The sequence below is a fragment of the Streptomyces pratensis genome (genome assembly GCF_037137275.1).
Lineage (GTDB): Bacteria > Actinomycetota > Actinomycetes > Streptomycetales > Streptomycetaceae > Streptomyces > Streptomyces pratensis_B.
This window is the reverse complement of record NZ_JBBBEN010000097.1, coordinates 174,710-191,325: the sequence shown is the minus strand read 5'-3', so window position 1 is coordinate 191,325 and position 16,616 is coordinate 174,710. Positions and strand designations below refer to the sequence as shown.

The window sequence follows — 16,616 nt, the reverse complement described above, 5'->3', positions numbered from 1 at the left end:
TTCACGAGCTTCACCCGGACACCCTGCCCCCATATCGGGGCAAAACGGCCTCACTTCGGGTGGGCCTTTCCAGCCCGTGACGCCCGATGCTTTGCTGGTGGTCGCAGATGTGCCGCCGCCGGGGACCGACACCCGCCCCAGCACGGAACATCTGCCCGACAGCGCCAGGAATCGCTGTAGAACAGGAGAAGGATGGACAACTCCACACCGGCCGAGCCCGTGGTGCTGCTGGATCGCTTGGCCGAGAAGGCATCGCTGCTGGCGCGGTCGCTGAACGCCGCCGCCGACGCCGCAGCGGCCGACGCCGGGCTCACCAAGGCCGACGCGGACGTGCTGGTCACCCTGCACGACGCCCCGGAGCACCGGCTGAAGCCGAGCACTCTGGCGACGTTGTGCGACCTGTCCTCCGGCGGCACGAGCAATGTCATCCTGCGGCTGACCCGGGCCGGTTACGTCAACCGCGAGGCCCATCTGCACGACGGTCGCAGCTCCTGGGCGCAACTCACCCCGGAGGGCGAGAACGTCGCGCGGTTCGTCCTGGAGTCGGCGGCCTCCGGTCGCGCCACCCTGCTCCGGCGATGGCCCGACGGGCTTGCGCACACGCTCGACGAGCTACTGGACACGGCGCTGCGTCATATCGAAGATCACTCCCTCCGATAGCACCCTTCGCCCACCGGCCCAGGAGCGCGCGTTCGCCGCGAGGAGCCTGGCGAGCTGCGCGTCACCGGGGACGCCCTCCAGCACGTAGTCGCCGATGCCGAGAGTGGGCGTGGTCCTGACGGAGGGGCAGCGGGCGGCGGCCGCCAGGTGCCGGTCGAGGTAGTACCGCGAGCCGGCCACGGCCTCGAAGTGCTCCGGGTCGAGACCCGCGCGCCCCGCCGCCTCGGCCAGCACCTTCGCCCTGCTCACGTCCTGCGCCCTCGCGAAGAAGGCCGAGAACACCTGCTCCCGGTACGCGCAGCCGCGCCCCCGGTCCAGTGCGTACTGGTAGCCCTGGACGGCGAGACGGGTCGAGACGGGACGCGGCGCGAGATCCGACACGGCCACCCCGAGCCGCCCGGCCAGCGGGCGGACACTGTGCTTCCAGATCCGGGCGGCGGTCACGGGCTCCTTCAGAACGCCGGACTCGGCGTCCCGGGCGTGCCAGCACGCCCGGGTCCCCGACTCCGCGAGCGGCTTGGACAGGACGCGCCGCAGTAAATAGCTAAAGGGACATCCGAAGTCGAACCAAACATTTATCACTCCGTCCATCGCAAGCACACGCCTCCACGGCACTGAGCCCTATGCGCCGAAGCAGGCCGGATCGCCGGTCCGCCCATGCGCCGACGGGCGCTCTCACAGCCGCCGGCGCACCACACTCTCCCCATTCACACCGCTGGGGCAGCCGAAGTGGCCGCCCCAGCGGGGTCAGTACCTTGCCCAGACGGGTCCGTGCACTCCCCCCTCAGCGCGCACAGAAGAATGGAAACATACCAGCCTCGCGGTTTTCAATGCGAACACAAGATCGACATATACAAGCCTTCGGGCCGCCGCCCTTTCCAACCAAATCGCGCCACACCACAGGTGAGTGACGCCCTATAGGGTGCCGGACCCCCCTGGGGCGGCTTCCAGGAAAACTACAGTTAACAGACCGAGGAGTCTGCTTCTGCGGAGTAAACGAAAGGTCGTACACAGCATGCCGAAACAGGAGCGCAGTGCCCGCACCCGCCGGACACTCCTGCTCGCAGCGGCCCGCTCGTTCGTCCAGCACGGTTACACGGCAACCACCCTGTCCAACATCTGCACGGAGACGGGAGTGACCTCAGGGGGGTTCTACTTCCACTTCGCCGGGAAGGCCGCCGTCGCCGAAGCGGTGGTCAGCTCGGCCGCCCGCACCCTCCACCGCACCGCCCGCCTCGCCCGGACGGGCCAGCCGCTCCCCCTCCAGGCCCTCATCGACACCTCCCACGCGCTGGCCCAGGTCATCCGGCAGGACGCCGTCGTACAGGGCAGCCTCCGCCTCGCCGACGACCGCCACCGCACCTTCCCCAGGAACGCCGTCACGCAGTGGCAGGACCTCATCCGCCATCTGCTGCACCGCGCCGCACAGGAGGGCGCGCTCCTCCCGCACGCCGCGCCCGGTGAGCTCGCCACCACCATCACCGCCACGACCAGGGGCGTGGAGGTGATGGGCCGCCACGACCCCGCCTGGCTGGCCCCCGCCACTCTCACCACCCTGTGGGGCGTGCTGCTGCCCCGGCTGGCCACCGCGGACCAGCTGCGCCTGCTCAACCCCGCCGGGACCGACGCCGTGGACCGGGCCGCCGCCGGGGCGCTGTCCGTCCACGGCCCGCCGCAGGACGAACCGGAAACCGACTTTCAGCCGTTTCCTCCGGAGCGCGCCCACCGCCCGAACTCCTGGGATGGCTGAAATCCGCACAGGCCCTTGGACGGCGTTCGCACAGGATCGAACATGCGGCATATGCAATGCAGATATCGAAGAGGGACCCTGGTCCAGGCGCATGCGCCTGGACCAGGGTCCCTCGTGTCGACCGGCAGAACGAGTCGGCCTCTACGCCGGGTTCTGTCACCCGGTCGCCTCGCGGCGGCCGGGGAGACGGCCATCCATCTAGGACCGGCATTGCTGCCGGCCTCCTGCGGTCTACCCGCGAACTCGGGCGGGCAGCCCTCGACCATTCGCGCAGGGCCGTCCTGGAACGACCCCTCTTGACCTTGCTCCGAGTGGGGTTTACCTAGCCGCCTGAGTCACCTCAGGCGCTGGTGGTCTCTTACACCACCGTTTCACCCTTACCCGGGACCGAGGTCCCGGGCGGTCTGCTTTCTGTGGCACTGTCCCGCGGGTCACCCCGGGTGGCCGTTAGCCACCACCCTGCCCTGTGGAGCCCGGACGTTCCTCGGGAGAATCCTGAAGATCCCCACGCGACCGTCCGGCCGACTCGTCTGCCGTGCCCCCCATCCTACCGGGCCGGGGACGTGCGGCCGGCGGGGCAGGGAATTGACCTTGCCGCGACGTCGGGGTCTGTACTGGCCCCATGCGTATCGGAGAGATCGCCGCGCTCGTGCGGGTCACCCCCAGGACCGTCCGGCACTACCACCAGATCGGCCTGCTGCCCGAGCCCGCCCGGCAGCCCAACGGGTACCGCTCCTACAGCGTCCGCGACGCCGTGCTGCTGAGACCGTGGAGCTGACCGGCCCGGTGGAGTTCGTCCGGCCGTTCGGCCGGTCCGGAAGCGCCCGGAGGCTCCGCTTCCACGCCGACGACCCGTCGGCCGCGGTCGCCGCGCTCACCCGGGGGCGGGCAGCGGCGCCGCCGGGCCCGGGACAGGACGGCTGAGCCGGCGTGCGGCCGCTCCCCGGCCGATGGCCGGCCCTGCGCGTGCTGCCGGGCGGAGCGGCCGGCCCGGCCGGCGAGCCCGCCCCCGTACTCTTGCCGGGGGCCTCGTGCGCACACCGGGGCCCTGTGCTGTTCGCCGTGCGTACGAAGGAGAACCCCCGTGCTCGTGCTGTTGCCGCCCTCAGAAGGAAAGGCCGCCGCGGGGCACGGGCCGTCCCTGAAGCCGGAGGAGCTGTCACTGCCGGGGCTGGCCGCAGCCCGGGAGGCGGTGCTGGACGAGCTGGTGGAGCTGTGCCGGGCCGACGAGGAGAAGGCCCGCGCGGTGCTCGGTCTGAGCGTGGGGCTGCGGGGCGAGGTCGCGAAGAACGCCGAGCTGCGCACCGCGGGCACGCGCCCGGCCGGAGAGCTGTACACGGGCGTGCTGTACGACGCCTTGGACCTGGCCTCGTTGGACGCGGACGCGCGCCGGCGGGCGAACACGTCGCTGCTGGTCTTCTCCGGGCTGTGGGGGGCGGTCCGGATCGACGACCGGGTTCCGCCGTACCGCTGCGCGATGGGGGTGAAACTGCCCGGGCTCGGCGCGCTCGGCGCCCACTGGCGCACTCCGATGGAGACCGTCCTGCCCGAGGCCGCCGGGGACGGGCTCGTCCTGGACCTGCGGTCCTCTGCGTACACCACGGCGTGGAAGCCGAAGGGCGAGGTGGCCGCGCGGACGGCGAGCGTGCGGGTGCTGCACTCCCAGACGGTGGACGGGGTCGAGAAGCGGTCCGTGGTGAGCCACTTCAACAAGGCGACCAAGGGCCGGCTGGTCCGCGACCTGCTGCGGGCGGGGGCCTGCCCCGAGGACCCGGCGCGGCTGACGGAGGCCTTGCGGGACCTGGGCTACGCGGTGGAGACCGGGGCTCCCGCGCGGGCCGGGCGGCCGTGGTCGCTGGACGTGGTGGTGACGGAGGTCCACTGAACACCTCACCCCTGTTGCGCACTGCGCAACGCGCGTTGCAGGTGACGCCTTGTTCGCGGCAGGATGGGCCCATGACCCCCTTCCCGCCGCCCCTCGCCGCCGACGCCTCCGTCCTGGACCTGGCGCCGGTCATCCCCGTCGTCGTCCTGCACGACGCGGCCGACGCGGTGCCGCTGGCGCGGGCGCTGGTGGCGGGCGGCCTCCCGGCGATCGAGGTGACGCTGCGGACGCCCGCCGCACTGGACGCGCTGGGGGCCATCGCCGCGGAGGTTCCGGGCGCGGTGGTGGGCGCGGGCACGGTGATCTCCGCGCGGCACGTGCGGGACACGGTCGCCGCCGGGGCCCGCTTCCTGGTCAGCCCGGGGTGGACCGACACGCTGCTCGACGCGATGACGGCCTCCGGGCTGCCGTTCCTGGCCGGGGTCTCGTCGGCCTCCGAGGTGGTGGCCCTGCTGGAGCGCGGAGTGCACGAGATGAAGTTCTTCCCGGCCGAGGCGGCGGGCGGCACGGCCTATCTGAAGGCCCTGTCCGCCCCCCTGGCGCAGGCGCGTTTCTGTCCCACCGGCGGCATCTCCCTCGCCTCCGCCCCGTCCTATCTCGCCCTGCCCAACGTCGGCTGCGTGGGCGGCAGCTGGATGGTCCCGAGCGACGCGGTCGCGGCCAAGGACTGGGACCGGGTGGCCCGCCTGGCGGCCGAGGCGGCGGCGCTCGCGCGGTAGCGCCCGCGCCGGCCGCCCTCCCCGGCGGGCCCCCGTCAACGCAGGTGCGAGGTGTCGTTCAGCAGGCGTACGGAGGCGTTGCCGTCCCCGTAGTACGCGACGGTGGAGATCGAGGCCGCCGACAGCTCCATCCGGAACAGCGAGCGCGCCGGGGCCTCCAGGGCGAGCCGGACCAGCGTCTTGATCGGGGTCACATGGGTGACCAGCAGCACGGTGCGGCCGGCGTGGCGGGCGACGATCCGGTCCCGGGCGGACGCGACGCGTTCCGCGACCTCCGCGAAGCTCTCGCCGCCGCCGGTCGGGGCGGCGTCGGGGGAGGTCAGCCAGGCGGTGAGGTCGTCGCCGTACCGGTCCCGCACCTCACCGAAGGTCAGCCCCTCCCAGGCGCCGAAGTCCGTCTCGCGCAGCCCCTCGTCGACACGGACGTCCAGACCGAGCCGGTCCGCCACGACGCCCGCGGTCTCACGGCAGCGGCGCAGCGGGGAGCTGATGATGTCCTGGACGGAGCCCAGGGCGGCGAAGTGCCCGGCGGCCCGCTCGGACTGCCCGCGGCCGACGGCGGAGAGCTCCGGGTCGGTGCCGCCGCTGCCGGAGAACCGCTTCTCGGGCGTGAGAGCCGTCTCGCCGTGCCGGAGCAGGACGAGAGTGGCGGGCGCGCCCAGATCGGGGGCCGCCCCCCACCCGACCTGCGGGGCCGCCGTGGGATCGGTCGGGCCGGACGCCGCCCCCGGGGCCGGCCGCTCGGCGGCCTCGGCCGACGGGGTCCACGGAGCACGGGCGTCCGGCGCCGGGAACAGCCCGTCGGCCTCCGGGGGCGGCGCACCCGGCGCGATCCCGGCGCGGGCGGCCGCCAGGGCCGCACGGGCCCGGGAGGCGCCCGCCGCCGCGTCGCCGGGCGGGCCCTGGGCGGGCGGTGCAGCGCTCGCGGAGCGCGGCGGAGCCTCCAGCGCGGCCGTCGAGGCGGACGCCTCCCACTGCCGGCCGTCGCGCCCCTCGTCCATCGCCTCGTTGGCGAGCCGGTCCGCGTGCTTGTTCTCCGCGCGCGGAATCCACTCGTAGGTGACACGGGACGGCGGCAGGATCGCGGCGGCTCTGGCGGCCAGCGGCTTCATGTCGGGGTGCTTGATCTTCCAGCGCCCCGACATCTGCTCGACCACCAGCTTGGAGTCCATCCGGACGTGGACCCGCAGGGTCTCCCCCGCGTCCGGGAACAGGGCCTTGGCGGCCGTCAGGCCGGCGATCAGGCCGCGGTACTCGGCGACGTTGTTCGTCGCGACGCCGATGTACTCGGCGGCCTCTGCGAGGGTTTCGCCGGTGGCCGGGTCGAGAACCACGGCGCCGTAACCGGCGGGCCCCGGGTTGCCCCGGGACCCGCCGTCGGCCTCCACGACGACCCGGCGGGCGGCGGGCGCGGACATTACAGGCCCGACTCCGCGGTGCGCACCAGGATGCGGTGGCAGTTCTCGCAGCGCAGCACCGTGTCGGGGGACGCGGCCTTCACGTCGTTGACCTCGGTGATGTTCAGCTCCAGGCGGCAGCCCTCGCAGCGGCGCTGGTAGAGCCGGGCCGCGCCGACCCCGCCCTGCTGGGCGCGGAGCTTGTCGTACAGCTTCATCAGGTCGGCGGGAACGACCTCGGCGACGACCTGGCGGTCCTTGGCCACCGTGGCGGCCTCTGCGTCCAGCTCGGCGAGGGCGGCGTCGCGGCGGGCGGTGGCGTCGTCGACCTTGGCCTGGACGGCCGAGACCCGCTCGGTCAGCTCGGCGACCCGCTCCTGGGCGGCCTCCCGGCGCTCCATGATCTCCAGGACGACGTCCTCCAGGTCGCCCTGCCGCTTGGCGAGCGAGGCGATCTCGCGCTGGAGGCTCTCCAGGTCCTTGGGCGAGGAGACCGCGCCGGAGTCCAGCCGCTGCTGGTCGCGGACGGCGCGCTGGCGCACCTGGTCGACGTCCTGCTCGGCCTTGGTCTGCTCGCGGGTGGTGTCGCTCTCCTCTGTGGTGGAGGCGACCAGCAGGTCACGCAGCTGGGCGAGGTCGTTGCTGAGCTGCTCGATCTCGGCGTGCTCGGGCAGCGAGTCGCGCTTGTGGGCCAGCTGGGCGAGACGGAGGTCGAGGGCCTGGACGTCGAGAAGTCGGTTCTGGTCGGCGGGCGCGGCGTTCAGTTGGGGGCTCCAGAGGAATGGTGGGTGGTCCAGGGGTCGGTGACCCGCTTCGAGACATGGACCCGCAGGTCCCATCCGTGGCGGTCGGAAAGCGCGTCGAGCTGCGCGGCGGCCTGCTCGCACCAGGGCTGCTCCGTGGCCCAGTGCGCGGCGTCGACCAGGCCGAGCGGGGAGTGCTGCACGGCCTCGGACGCCGGGTGGTGGCGCAGGTCCGCGGTGAGGAAGGCGTCGACGCCCGCGGCGCGCACGGCGTCGAAGAGGCTGTCGCCGGAGCCGCCGCTGACGGCGACGGTGCGCACCAGCGCCTCCGGATCGCCGGCCAGCCGGATGCCCTGCGCGGTGGCGGGGAGCCGGGCGGCGGCGCGGTCCGCGAAGGCGGCCAGGGTCTCGGGGCGGTCCAGCTCGCAGATCCGGCCGAGTCCGCGCCGCCCTTCCGGGTCGGTGGGGTCCGGCACGAGGGGTCCGGTGACGCGCAGGCCCAGGGCCCCGGCCAGGGCGTCGGAGACGCCCGGGTCGGCGGTGTCGGCGTTGGTGTGCGCGACGTGGAGGGCGACGCCGTGCCGGATGAGGGTGTGGACGACCCGGCCCTTGAAGCTGTCGGCGGCCACCGTCGTCGTGCCGCGCAGGTACAGGGGGTGGTGGGTGACGATCAGCTGGGCGCCGAGCCCCAGGGCCTCGTCGGCGATCTCCTGGACCGGGTCGACGGCGAACAGCACCCGGTCGACCTCCGCCTCCGGGTCGCCGCAGACCGTCCCGACCGCGTCCCACCCCTCGGCCCGCTCGGGGGGCCAGAGGGCGTCGAGGGCGGCGATGACTTCAGACAGACGGGGCACGGGGGAAAGGCTACCTGTCCACCGCACCCCGCCGCCCCTGGCCACTGGGCCGCCGGGCCCCGAGCGGCTCCCCGGCGCCAATCGTTACGTCACGGGGCCGGGGTCCTGACCATGGCGTGGGTGACCGTGCGGGGGGACTCGCCGGCCTCGGCGTCGGTACCGCGCCCCGCCGTCTTCTTCGCCGCGTCAGCGAAGTCCTTGCCGCCGACGGCGACCGCCGCCTTCTTGGCGCCGCCGGCCTCGGACGCGGCCGCGCCGTCGTTCCCGCCCCCGCAGGCCGACAGGGCGGGCGGCCGCCACGGCCAGGGCTCCCGCGGCGGTACCGCGGGGTCGAAGGGACACCGTGTGCCCCAAGCCTGTTCCGCGGGCGCGCACGAGGCACAACCCTGTGGTGAGGGCTGCCTCACCACAGACAGAGGCGACTTCGGCAGCACACGCGCCCCCTCCTTCTCAGGAGAATCCGGGCATCGCCACCCTTATGTGTGAAGTGGCATGACGGGTGTTGTCCGACCGCGAGCGCGAAACCTAGTTTTCGTAGCTGGAGGTGACGATCCCATGACTGCCTGTGCCATCGAGGGGCCGACCGCCGGGGCGGTGGCCCCGGGACCGGAAGGGCCCGGGGCGTCCGGGGGCCCCGCCGGGGCCGACGCCCCCGGCGGCCTGACCCTGACCGCGGACGGGGCGTACGCGGCCCGCCTCACCGCCGCGCCCGGACCACCGGGCGAGCGCGCCTGGTACCCGGAGCGGTGGACGCTGGACGGACCGGAGCCGTACGCGGTGCCGCTCCCCCTCGACCGCCCCGAAGCGCCGGACTCCCCGGTGGTCCCGCTCGCCGACGGGCGGGTCGTGATCATGCGGCGGGTCGCGGGGCGGCGGACGTTCTCGCTGCTCTACCCGACCGGCCCCGTGACCGGCGAACTCCCGCTGGGCGCGGTCGAGTGCTCCGGGATGACGCTGCTGCCGCCGTCGCCGGACGGCCGCAGCGTGTACGCCCTCACGGTCGGCGAGCACGTCTCGTCCCTGTGGCGGGTCGTGGGCGGAGCCTTCGGGCCCGAGCGGATCGCGCGCATCCCCGGCCGCTGCTCGGGCGGGGTGTGGCTGGACCGCACGGGCCGGATGCTGGCGCTGGACCGGCGGCCGGCGGGCGGCGCTCCCCTCAAGACGGTCGCCGTCGACCTGGAGCGGCACGGCGAGGTCACGCCGCTGCTCCAGATCGCGCCCGAGAGCAACGACCGGCTGCTGCTCGCCGACGCCGACAGCGGGCTGCTGCTGCTCCGCTCCGACGCCCCGGGACACGACCGGCTCGGCTGGGGCGTGCTCGGGAGCTGTCGGCCGGTCAGGTTCCCGGAGTGCCTGCGCCTCGCGGACGCGGCGGTGACGCCGTTCGCGGTACGGCCCGGCCAGATGCTGATGCCCGAGAGCTGCGAGGTGGCGTTGCGGATCGACGGTGCGGCGGGCAGCCGGGTGGGGGTCTGGCGTCCGGCGGGACGTCGGCTGCATGTGCTGGCGGCCCCGGACGGCTGGTCGCCGGGGGCCGGTTACTGGAGCCGGGACGGGGTGCTGCACCTCCCGTACGCGAACGGGGCGACGCCCTGCGGCGTGGCCCTGCTGGACGCCCCGCCGGACGGGGAGCCCTCCCCCGCGACCGGCCCGGCGACCGGATCGGAACCGTCTGCCGCCGGGCCCCCTCCTCCCGTGTGCAGGCCCGTCCCCTTGGGGCAGGCTCCTCTGCACCGGGCAGGCGCCCGGGTGACCGCGTCGCCGGGCGGGGCGGGGCCGACGGCACCCGTACGGGCGACATGAGCAAGCGATCACAAACGGGGTGACTTCCCCTGCGTCCGAAGCACGAACCGACATGAGCCGGACGCGCCCGCAGGGGGCGGACGAGGGAGCCGGAACCGGTGGTTCAGGGAAGCACCGCGGGGGTGGGTCGATGGAGAACACGTCGGTGCGGCCGCACGGACGCCACCGCCGGCCCGCCGAGGAGGCGTCCAGGGCTGCCTGAGCCCGGGGCGGCGCCCTGTCCGCACCGACTCACGCCTGCGTGACCGTGTGACCGGCCGGGCGACCGCACGACGTCTGTCCCAGGGGCCCGGCCCGGCCGGCAGCCGGGCCGGGCCGCTGGCTGTGTCACCAAGTCCCTGAGCGAGGTGGGGAACCTGACGGCAGAGGGCCCCGGCGCGGTCGTCGCCTCCTCGGGCGCCGACGGCGTACGGGGCGGCGGGACGTGCCCCCCGGACGCGCCGGAGGGCCCGGCCACCGGATACGGGCCGCGCCGGGAGGGGCCGCCTACCCTGGGCCGGTGAACGAGATGCCCCGGGAGCACCGGCCCACCAGGTCCGTCCGCGTCCTGCTCGCCGAGAACGGGGCGGGCGCCCGCGGCGCCCTGGCCGTACGGCTCGGCATGGAACGGGACTTCGCCGTGGTCGCGGAGGCCGGCACCGGGGAGGCGGTCGTGGCGGCGGCCCTGACCGCGCGCCCCGACGTGGCTCTGCTGGACATCGAGCTGCCGGGTCTGGACGCGCTGGAGGCCGCCGCAGCACTGCGCACGGAGGCGCCGGAGTGCCGGGTGCTGGTCCTGGCGACGTTCGGCGGCCCGGACCGGCTGCGCCGGGTGACCGCGGCGGGGGCCGCGGGCTTCGTCGTCAAGGACGGCCCGGTGCAGGACCTGGTCCGGGCGGTCCGGGCGGTCCTGACCGGGGAGACGGTGATCGACCCGGCGTTCGCGGGCGGCAGCCCTCCCGGCGCGGACCCCCGGCCGCCGAGCGGCTCCTGACCGCCCCTCACCCGGCGCCGGACCGGCCGGCCCCGGCTCACCCCTTCGCCGGGACCCCGTCCTCGGAGCGGGGGGCGCGGTGGTTCGGCAGCCAGAGCAGCATCAGGACCACGCCGGCCAGCAGCACCCCGCTCGCCGTGCGGAAGGCCATCGCGTATCCGGCGGTGATGTCCGCCGCGTCGCCGGAACCGGCGGTGCGGGCCGCCGCGACGGTGGAGAGCACCGCGAGGCCGAGCGCCCCGCCCATGGTGCGGGAGGTGTTGACCAGGCCGGAGACGAGCCCGGCGTCCCCCGGGGCGGCCCCGGAGGTGGCGAGGGTGGCGAGCGGCGTGGAGGCGAGGCCCGCCCCGGCCATCATCAGGACGCCGGGCAGGCAGATCGCGGTGAGGTAGGAGCCGTCCACGCCCATCGTGGACTGCCAGCCGAATCCCGCGGCGGCGGTCAGGACTCCGGCGACGGCGAGGTGCTTCGCACCGGTGCGCGCCATGATGCGGGGCGCGAGTTTGGAGCCGATGACGACGGCGGCCGAGGTCGGCATCAGCGCCAGACCGGCCTGCAACGGCGTGTATCCCAGGACGTTCTGGGCGTAGACCGTCATGAAGTACCACATGGAGAAGGTCGCCGACCCCATGAGCAGCATCGAGACGTTGGCCGAGGACACCGCCCGTACGGTGAACACCCGCAGCGGGACCAGCGGCACCGCCGTCCGCGCCTCGACCGCCACGAACGTGGTCAGCAGCGCTGCCCCGGAGAGCAGGGGGACGAGCGTGGCGGCGGCCGTCCAGCCCTCGGCCTCGGTCTGGACGACGCCGTACGCGACGGAGGCGAGGCCCGCGGTGACGAGGACCGCGCCCAGGAGGTCGATCCGGCGGCGGTCCCCCGCGCGGCCCTCGGTGATCCGCAGGGCGGCGGCGATCAGGACGAGGGCGCCGATGGGCACGTTGATCAGGAGGACCCAGCGCCAGGAGAGGGCGTCGGTGAGCACGCCGCCGATGAGCCCGCCGGCCGCGCCGCCGCCCGCGCCGACCGCCATCCAGGTGCCGATCGCCTTCGTCCGGGCGGGCCCCTCCGGTACGGCCGCGGTCAGGATGGTGAGGGTGGCCGGCGCGAGGACGGCGGCCCCGAGTCCCTGCGCGGCGCGGGCGGCGAGGAGTTGCCAGCCCTCCTGGGCGAGTCCGCCGGCGAGGGAGGCGGCGGTGAAGAGCCCGAGCCCGACGAGGAACATCAGCTTGCGGCCGTATATGTCGGCGGCCCGCCCGCCCAGAAGCATGAATCCGGCGAAGGCGATCGAGTAGGCGTTGACGACCCACTGGAGCGCGGCGGCGCTCAGCCCCAGGTCGGCCCGCATCGAGGGCAGCGCCACGTTGACGACGGACACATCGAGGACGACGAGGAACTGGCCGGTGCAGGCGGCGAGGACGACGGCCCAGGTGCTGGGGGGTATCCGCGGGGCGGCCGGGCGGACGGTGACGGGCGTGGTGACATCAGGCATGAGGGTCATGGTCCCAGGCGGCGAGCGGCCCGTACATCAGGTAATCACGCAGGCGGAGTCGACGGGGGCCGCGCGTCGGCTCCCCGCACGCGGAAGCGCTCTTCACGGCCGCGCGGGAGGGCCGGCGCCCCGGCGTGCGCGGAGCGGTCGGGGCGCCCGCCGGAGGACGGCGTGCGCCCCGCGCCCGGCAGCGCGCCCGGCACCCCGCCTCGCCGTGCGGCCCCGGTGTACGGCACGCTGGACGACCCGGGCGGGGAGACCCTCGCCACGCCGCGCACGACGACGGGAGACAGCCGATGAAGAAGCGGACAGCGGCGGTGATCCGGCGGGAGGCACGGCACGTCGCCGTACTGGTGGTACCGGTGGGCCTCGCGATCCTGCTCTTCGACCGCGCCCTCGGCAACGGATAGACCCGGCCGGGCCCCACGCGGGCCGGCCCGCCCCCTCCCGGCGGCCGGCCCGTGCGCCCGGCGCCCTGACAGCCCCGCGCCTGGCCGGCGGGCGCACTCCCGGAGGGTACGGACGGGCCCCCGCCCTGCCGGCCTCTCCTGGCGATCGGGCCTGGCGGCCGGGCCGCCGCTGACCCGCCGACCGCCCCGGCGGACGGGTACGGCACGATGGACCGCCGTCCCCACCCGTCCTGCCAGGAGGAACCCTGTGGCTCCCGAGCCCGCCGCCGGACCCAAGCCGGAGCTTCTCGCCGCGTTCGAGGCCGCCAAGGGCTTCCTGCCCGCTCACGAGGGCCTCGCCCTGTACGCAGCCGCCACAGAGGCGGGCGCACTCGGGCTGCCGCTGTTGGAGGTGGGCACGTACTGCGGGCGCTCCACCATCCTCCTGGCGGACGCGGCGCGGGCCGCCGGGGTGAGCGCCCTCACCGTGGACCACCACCGGGGCAGCGAGGAGCAGCAGCCGGGCTGGGAGTACCACGACCCGAGCGTGGTGGACCCCGACGTCGGGCTCATGGACACCCTGCCGACGTTCCGCCGCACCCTGCACCGGGCCGGCCTGGAGGACCACGTCGTGGCCCTCGTCGGACGCTCCCCGCAGGTGGCCGCCGTGTGGGGCGGGCCGCTCGGGCTCCTCTTCATCGACGGCGGACACACCGACGCGCACGCGAACGCCGACTACGAGGGCTGGGCCCCGCATCTCGTCGAGGGCGGACTGCTGGCCATCCACGACGTGTTCCCCGATCCGGCGGACGGCGGGCAGGCCCCCTACCGCGTCTACCTGCGGGCGCTGGCCTCCGGGGCGTTCACCGAGGTGTCGGTGACGGACTCGCTGCGGGTCCTGCGGCGCACCGGCGCGGGGATCTGAGTCCGCCCCGCGTCCGCCCGGCTGCGCCCGGGGAGCACCGCGGCCCGGATAGCATCGCCGCGTGCCGAACGACGTCAGTCCTCCCCCTGCCCGCCGCGCCCGGCCCCCGGCCGTGGCCGCCGCACTGGCCGCGCTCTGTCTGACCGCCGCCGGATGCGGCGGCGGCCCTGGGGCCGACCGGGCCGGCACGGCCCCGCCCCGGCCCGGCGCGGACGCCGGGTCCGCGGCGCCGGCGCCGGCCGGGAGTTCCGACCCGCCCCTCTCCCCGCGCCCCTCGCCCTCCTCGCCCAGCGCGAAGCCGCTGCCCGGGGGCCCGTTGACCGGTCGGACCGTGGTGATCGACCCCGGGCACAACCCGGGCAACCGGGAGCACGTCCGGGAGATCGGCCGGCAGGTCGACATCGGCACCGGGCGCAAGGAGTGCGACACGACCGGCACCTCCACCGACGACGGTTACGCGGAGGCCCACTTCACCCTCGACGTCTCGCGGCGGCTGCGGTCGCTGCTGGAGGAGAAGGGCGCCCGGGTCCTGCTGACGCATGACGGGGACCGGCCGTTCGGGCCGTGCATCGACGAGCGCGCCCGGATCGGCAACGAGGCAGGGGCCGACGCGGTGGTCTCCGTGCACGCCGACGGCTCGGCGGTGGGCAACCGGGGCTTCCACCTGATCCTGCCCGCCGAGGTCGAGGGCGGCGGGGCGGACACGTCGAGGATCGTGGAGAGTTCGGCCGATCTCGGGGCGAGGATCGGAGGTCACTTCGCCCGCACGACCGGAAGTGCCCCCTCCAATTACGTCGGGGGGAAAAGCGGACTGGACACGCGCGATGATCTCGGCGGACTGAATCTGTCGACCGTGCCCAAAGTGTTCATCGAATGCGGCAATATGCGTGACCCGAAGGACGCCGCCCTGCTCACCAGCGGGAGTTGGCGCCAGCGGGCGGCCCAAGGCGTGGCCGACGGCATCGCCGGCTATCTGAAGGGGTAGTTCTGCGGAGACCGCGGGGGGATGGCCCTGCAAGGACCGGGCAGGGGCACAACCCGCCCGGGCAGACGATAGATTCATCCGTACGATGGGGGGCCGCTCCCGAGCCTCGTGCCGTACCCGCCGCACCGGCGGCAGCGACGACCGCCCCGACGAGACCGACTAAGGACCTTCACGTGAATATCCGCTCCCTCACTCGAGGCGACGGCGTGGTGATCGGAGCAGCGGTCGTGCTGTTCATCGCCTCTTTCCTCGACCTCTCCGGCTACGACTGCCCGCAGGGCGTCGACTGCTCCCGGTTCAGCTCGAACGCCTGGGACTCCCTGACGCTCCTGATGAGCATCTTCCTCGCCGGTGTCATCGGTGCGGCGCTGGTCGTCGTCAACCGTGCCCTGCCGGGCCGCAAGGTCGCCGGGCTCGACATCGGGCAGTTCGGCACGGCGCTGACCGTGTTCGCGCTGTGGACCACGTTCTGGACGATCATCGACACGAGCGACGCCGGCGCCGGTCTGATCCTCGGCCTGCTCGCCACCATCGTCCTCGCCGCCGGCGCTGTCGCCGGCCCGCTGGTCCCCGCCCTCAAGGCCCCGCTCGCCGGCTCTCCGCGCCCGGCGCAGGCGGCGCAGACCCCGTACGGCGCGCAGCCCGGCCAGGGTTACGGCTACCCGGGCGCCCAGCAGCCCTACGGGGCCCAGCCCGGTCAGCAGCAGCCGTACGGCGCGCAGCCGGGCCAGCCCGGACAGCCGGGAGAGCCGAGCCAGAGCGACCCCGCGCACGCTCAGCAGGCGCACGCCCCGCAGCCCTCCCAGCCCTCCCAGGGCGGCAACGCCCCGGCGGGCGACTTCACCCCGTTCTGGTTCGCCGTTCCGGTGGCGCGCCCGCTCTACGGCGAGGACGGTTCGCCGAACCCGATCGCCGAACTGGCGCCCGGCACCTGGTACCTCGCGGTCGAGCAGCGCGGCCAGGGCCTCATCGCCCAGACGCAGGACGGCCGCCGCGGCGTCCTCCAGGACACCACGGGAATCCAGCGCGGCTGATCTCGCGCCCGATCACTCCCTTGGGCCTCGGCCCGCCCCGATGCTCCTGGCAGCACGGTGGACCTCGATCGGTCACCGGGCCGCCAGGAGCTTCGTCGTCGCGCCGGGCCGTGACCCACCGCGCCGGGCCCGCGCACACCGCGGGTCCTGTGGACCTCGACGGCCGGGCGGCGTGCTCATCCGAACGAGGAACGGTCCAGCCAGAAGTCCAGCAGCTCCGCGTCGCCCAGCACCTCGACCCGCTGACTGGTCGGCTCCAGGCGGCGGTTGAAGACGAGCAGCACATCGGTGAGCGTGCCCCGCAGCGCGACCGTCGCCTTCTCGTGGGCGTGCCGCCAGGTGAAGCGGTCCTCACCGAACTCGATCAGCCACTCCGCGCCCGGCGCGTCGGTGGCGTGCAGATGCAACGAGCGTCCCCCGCCGCGCAGTTCGGCCGCCTCCGGGTCGCCGTTCTCCTGCGCGAAGGAGACGATCCGCAGCCATTCGTCGATGGTGTCGGCCGCCACGTCGGGATCGACCGTGAACGGGACCCCCGCGGTGAGCGCCGCGTCCGCCCGGTGGACGACCGTCTCGTGCGTCATGCGCCGCGCCCAGAAGGCCGTGCGCCGCTCCCACGCCCATGTCCAGACCTCGGCGTCCGGCCCGGCCTCCCGCAGCGCCGCCACCGCGTCCGCCGCCCCCGTGGCGAGCCAGGCGTCCAGTGCGGCGGCCTCGTCGCCGTCGGGCCCCTGGAAGCCCGGCGCCTTGTCCTCGGGGACGTCGTCCGTCGCGCGGGTGCGCACGATCTCCCCCACCCAGCGGTGTGCGCCGCCGACGTGCACGGCGAGTTCACGCAGGGTCCAGTCGGGGCAGGTGGGCACGGTCGCGGTGAGGTCGGCTCCGGTCAGAGCCGAGCGCAGGGCTTCGGTCTCCGCCAGGATCTGGTCACCGTAGCGGTCATAGGAGAGAAGTGGCATGCACCGCAGCGTAGGACGCCCGCCCCGACCGTGGAAGCCGCCCGGGCGCCG

15 protein-coding genes, 1 other RNA gene and 3 pseudogenes are annotated in these 16,616 nt (G+C 74.6%); 11 read left to right on the top strand and 8 right to left on the bottom strand.

The window, feature by feature from the left end:
• Positions 1–192: 192 nt before the first annotated feature.
• Positions 193–660 (top strand): MarR family winged helix-turn-helix transcriptional regulator, encoded by a 468-nt coding sequence (locus tag V9U70_RS23180; RefSeq protein ID WP_336678155.1) that lies wholly within the window; start codon positions 193–195, stop codon positions 658–660.
• On the opposite strand, the gene V9U70_RS23175 is transcribed toward V9U70_RS23180, so the two are convergent.
• Positions 613–1,251, bottom strand: coding sequence for a DsbA family oxidoreductase (locus tag V9U70_RS23175; RefSeq protein WP_336678153.1), 639 nt, complete (start codon positions 1,249–1,251; stop codon positions 613–615). The genes V9U70_RS23180 and V9U70_RS23175 overlap by 48 nt on opposite strands.
• A gap of 424 nt (positions 1,252–1,675) precedes the next feature.
• On the opposite strand from V9U70_RS23175, the gene V9U70_RS23170 reads away from it, so the two are divergent.
• Entirely contained in the window at positions 1,676–2,410 is a 735-nt protein-coding gene (locus tag V9U70_RS23170; protein ID WP_336678150.1) for a ScbR family autoregulator-binding transcription factor, read from the top strand.
• Between the two features lie 126 nt (positions 2,411–2,536).
• Here the strand turns inward: V9U70_RS23170 and rnpB are convergent.
• An RNA gene (rnpB, locus tag V9U70_RS23165) (RNase P RNA component class A) lies at positions 2,537–2,939 on the bottom strand.
• Positions 2,940–3,032: 93 nt separating this feature from the next.
• Here rnpB and V9U70_RS23160 point away from each other — a divergent pair.
• The 4 genes and pseudogenes from V9U70_RS23160 to eda form a co-directional block, all read left to right on the top strand.
• Positions 3,033–3,173, top strand: a pseudogene (locus V9U70_RS23160) (MerR family transcriptional regulator); the annotation flags it as partial.
• Positions 3,174–3,178: 5 nt separating this feature from the next.
• Positions 3,179–3,334 carry a hypothetical protein gene (locus V9U70_RS23155; RefSeq protein ID WP_336678399.1) on the top strand — a complete coding sequence of 52 codons (156 nt, stop codon included), beginning with the start codon at positions 3,179–3,181 and terminating at the stop codon, positions 3,332–3,334.
• 160 nt (positions 3,335–3,494) lie between these two features.
• Positions 3,495–4,295 (top strand): peroxide stress protein YaaA, encoded by an 801-nt coding sequence (gene yaaA, locus V9U70_RS23150; protein ID WP_336678148.1) that lies wholly within the window; start codon positions 3,495–3,497, stop codon positions 4,293–4,295.
• 71 nt (positions 4,296–4,366) lie between these two features.
• Positions 4,367–5,014 carry a bifunctional 4-hydroxy-2-oxoglutarate aldolase/2-dehydro-3-deoxy-phosphogluconate aldolase gene (eda, locus tag V9U70_RS23145; RefSeq protein WP_336678146.1) on the top strand — a complete coding sequence of 216 codons (648 nt, stop codon included), beginning with the start codon at positions 4,367–4,369 and terminating at the stop codon, positions 5,012–5,014.
• 35 nt (positions 5,015–5,049) lie between these two features.
• Here eda and V9U70_RS23140 read toward each other — a convergent pair whose 3' ends face one another.
• The 4 genes and pseudogenes from V9U70_RS23140 to V9U70_RS23125 form a co-directional block, all read right to left on the bottom strand.
• Entirely contained in the window at positions 5,050–6,432 is a 1,383-nt protein-coding gene (locus V9U70_RS23140) for a bifunctional RNase H/acid phosphatase (protein ID WP_336678145.1), read from the bottom strand.
• Positions 6,432–7,175: a zinc ribbon domain-containing protein gene (locus tag V9U70_RS23135; RefSeq protein ID WP_336678389.1), complete on the bottom strand. Its 744-nt coding sequence runs from the start codon at positions 7,173–7,175 to the stop codon at positions 6,432–6,434. The genes V9U70_RS23140 and V9U70_RS23135 overlap by 1 nt, the downstream gene beginning before the upstream one ends.
• Positions 7,172–8,008 (bottom strand): Nif3-like dinuclear metal center hexameric protein, encoded by an 837-nt coding sequence (locus tag V9U70_RS23130; RefSeq protein ID WP_336678143.1) that lies wholly within the window; start codon positions 8,006–8,008, stop codon positions 7,172–7,174. The genes V9U70_RS23135 and V9U70_RS23130 overlap by 4 nt, the downstream gene beginning before the upstream one ends.
• Positions 8,009–8,109: 101 nt before the next feature.
• Positions 8,110–8,350, bottom strand: a pseudogene (locus tag V9U70_RS23125) (ABC transporter substrate-binding protein); the annotation flags it as partial.
• A 213-nt stretch (positions 8,351–8,563) separates the two neighbouring features.
• On the opposite strand from V9U70_RS23125, the gene V9U70_RS23120 reads away from it, so the two are divergent.
• Together V9U70_RS23120 and V9U70_RS23115 are read left to right on the top strand one after the other, a co-directional pair.
• Positions 8,564–9,811 (top strand): hypothetical protein, encoded by a 1,248-nt coding sequence (locus V9U70_RS23120; protein WP_336678141.1) that lies wholly within the window; start codon positions 8,564–8,566, stop codon positions 9,809–9,811.
• A 508-nt stretch (positions 9,812–10,319) separates the two neighbouring features.
• Positions 10,320–10,769 (top strand): annotated as a pseudogene (locus V9U70_RS23115) (response regulator); the annotation flags it as partial.
• 52 nt (positions 10,770–10,821) lie between these two features.
• Here the strand turns inward: V9U70_RS23115 and V9U70_RS23110 are convergent.
• Complete coding sequence (locus tag V9U70_RS23110; protein WP_336678139.1) at positions 10,822–12,285, bottom strand: MFS transporter; 1,464 nt, start codon at positions 12,283–12,285, stop codon at positions 10,822–10,824.
• Positions 12,286–12,933: 648 nt separating this feature from the next.
• Between V9U70_RS23110 and V9U70_RS23105 the strand changes: the two genes are divergently transcribed.
• The 3 genes from V9U70_RS23105 to V9U70_RS23095 all read left to right on the top strand — a co-directional run bounded on the left by V9U70_RS23105 (position 12,934) and on the right by V9U70_RS23095 (position 15,609).
• Positions 12,934–13,590 carry a class I SAM-dependent methyltransferase gene (locus V9U70_RS23105; protein WP_336678137.1) on the top strand — a complete coding sequence of 219 codons (657 nt, stop codon included), beginning with the start codon at positions 12,934–12,936 and terminating at the stop codon, positions 13,588–13,590.
• Positions 13,591–13,651: 61 nt separating this feature from the next.
• The gene (locus V9U70_RS23100) at positions 13,652–14,575 is read left to right on the top strand and encodes an N-acetylmuramoyl-L-alanine amidase (RefSeq protein WP_336678136.1); all 924 of its coding nucleotides are present in this window, start codon (positions 13,652–13,654) and stop codon (positions 14,573–14,575) included.
• 173 nt (positions 14,576–14,748) lie between these two features.
• The gene (locus V9U70_RS23095; protein ID WP_336678134.1) at positions 14,749–15,609 is read left to right on the top strand and encodes a DUF5336 domain-containing protein; all 861 of its coding nucleotides are present in this window, start codon (positions 14,749–14,751) and stop codon (positions 15,607–15,609) included.
• 176 nt (positions 15,610–15,785) lie between these two features.
• Here V9U70_RS23095 and V9U70_RS23090 read toward each other — a convergent pair whose 3' ends face one another.
• A complete protein-coding gene (locus V9U70_RS23090) occupies positions 15,786–16,565 on the bottom strand; it encodes a maleylpyruvate isomerase family mycothiol-dependent enzyme (protein ID WP_336678132.1) in 780 nt (259 codons plus the stop codon).
• Between the last annotated feature and the right edge of the window lie 51 nt (positions 16,566–16,616).

What these genes read in the sequence shown, in the direction of transcription:
- V9U70_RS23180 (WP_336678155.1), top strand. Translation starts at nt 193, where the DNA reads ATGGACAACTCCACACCGGCCGAGCCCGTGGTGCTGCTGGATCGCTTG.
- V9U70_RS23175 (WP_336678153.1), bottom strand. Translation starts at nt 1,251, where the DNA reads ATGGACGGAGTGATAAATGTTTGGTTCGACTTCGGATGTCCCTTTAGC.
- V9U70_RS23170 (WP_336678150.1), top strand. Translation starts at nt 1,676, where the DNA reads ATGCCGAAACAGGAGCGCAGTGCCCGCACCCGCCGGACACTCCTGCTC.
- eda (WP_336678146.1), top strand. Translation starts at nt 4,367, where the DNA reads ATGACCCCCTTCCCGCCGCCCCTCGCCGCCGACGCCTCCGTCCTGGAC.
- V9U70_RS23140 (WP_336678145.1), bottom strand. Translation starts at nt 6,432, where the DNA reads ATGTCCGCGCCCGCCGCCCGCCGGGTCGTCGTGGAGGCCGACGGCGGG.
- V9U70_RS23120 (WP_336678141.1), top strand. Translation starts at nt 8,564, where the DNA reads ATGACTGCCTGTGCCATCGAGGGGCCGACCGCCGGGGCGGTGGCCCCG.
- V9U70_RS23110 (WP_336678139.1), bottom strand. Translation starts at nt 12,285, where the DNA reads ATGACCCTCATGCCTGATGTCACCACGCCCGTCACCGTCCGCCCGGCC.
- V9U70_RS23090 (WP_336678132.1), bottom strand. Translation starts at nt 16,565, where the DNA reads ATGCCACTTCTCTCCTATGACCGCTACGGTGACCAGATCCTGGCGGAG.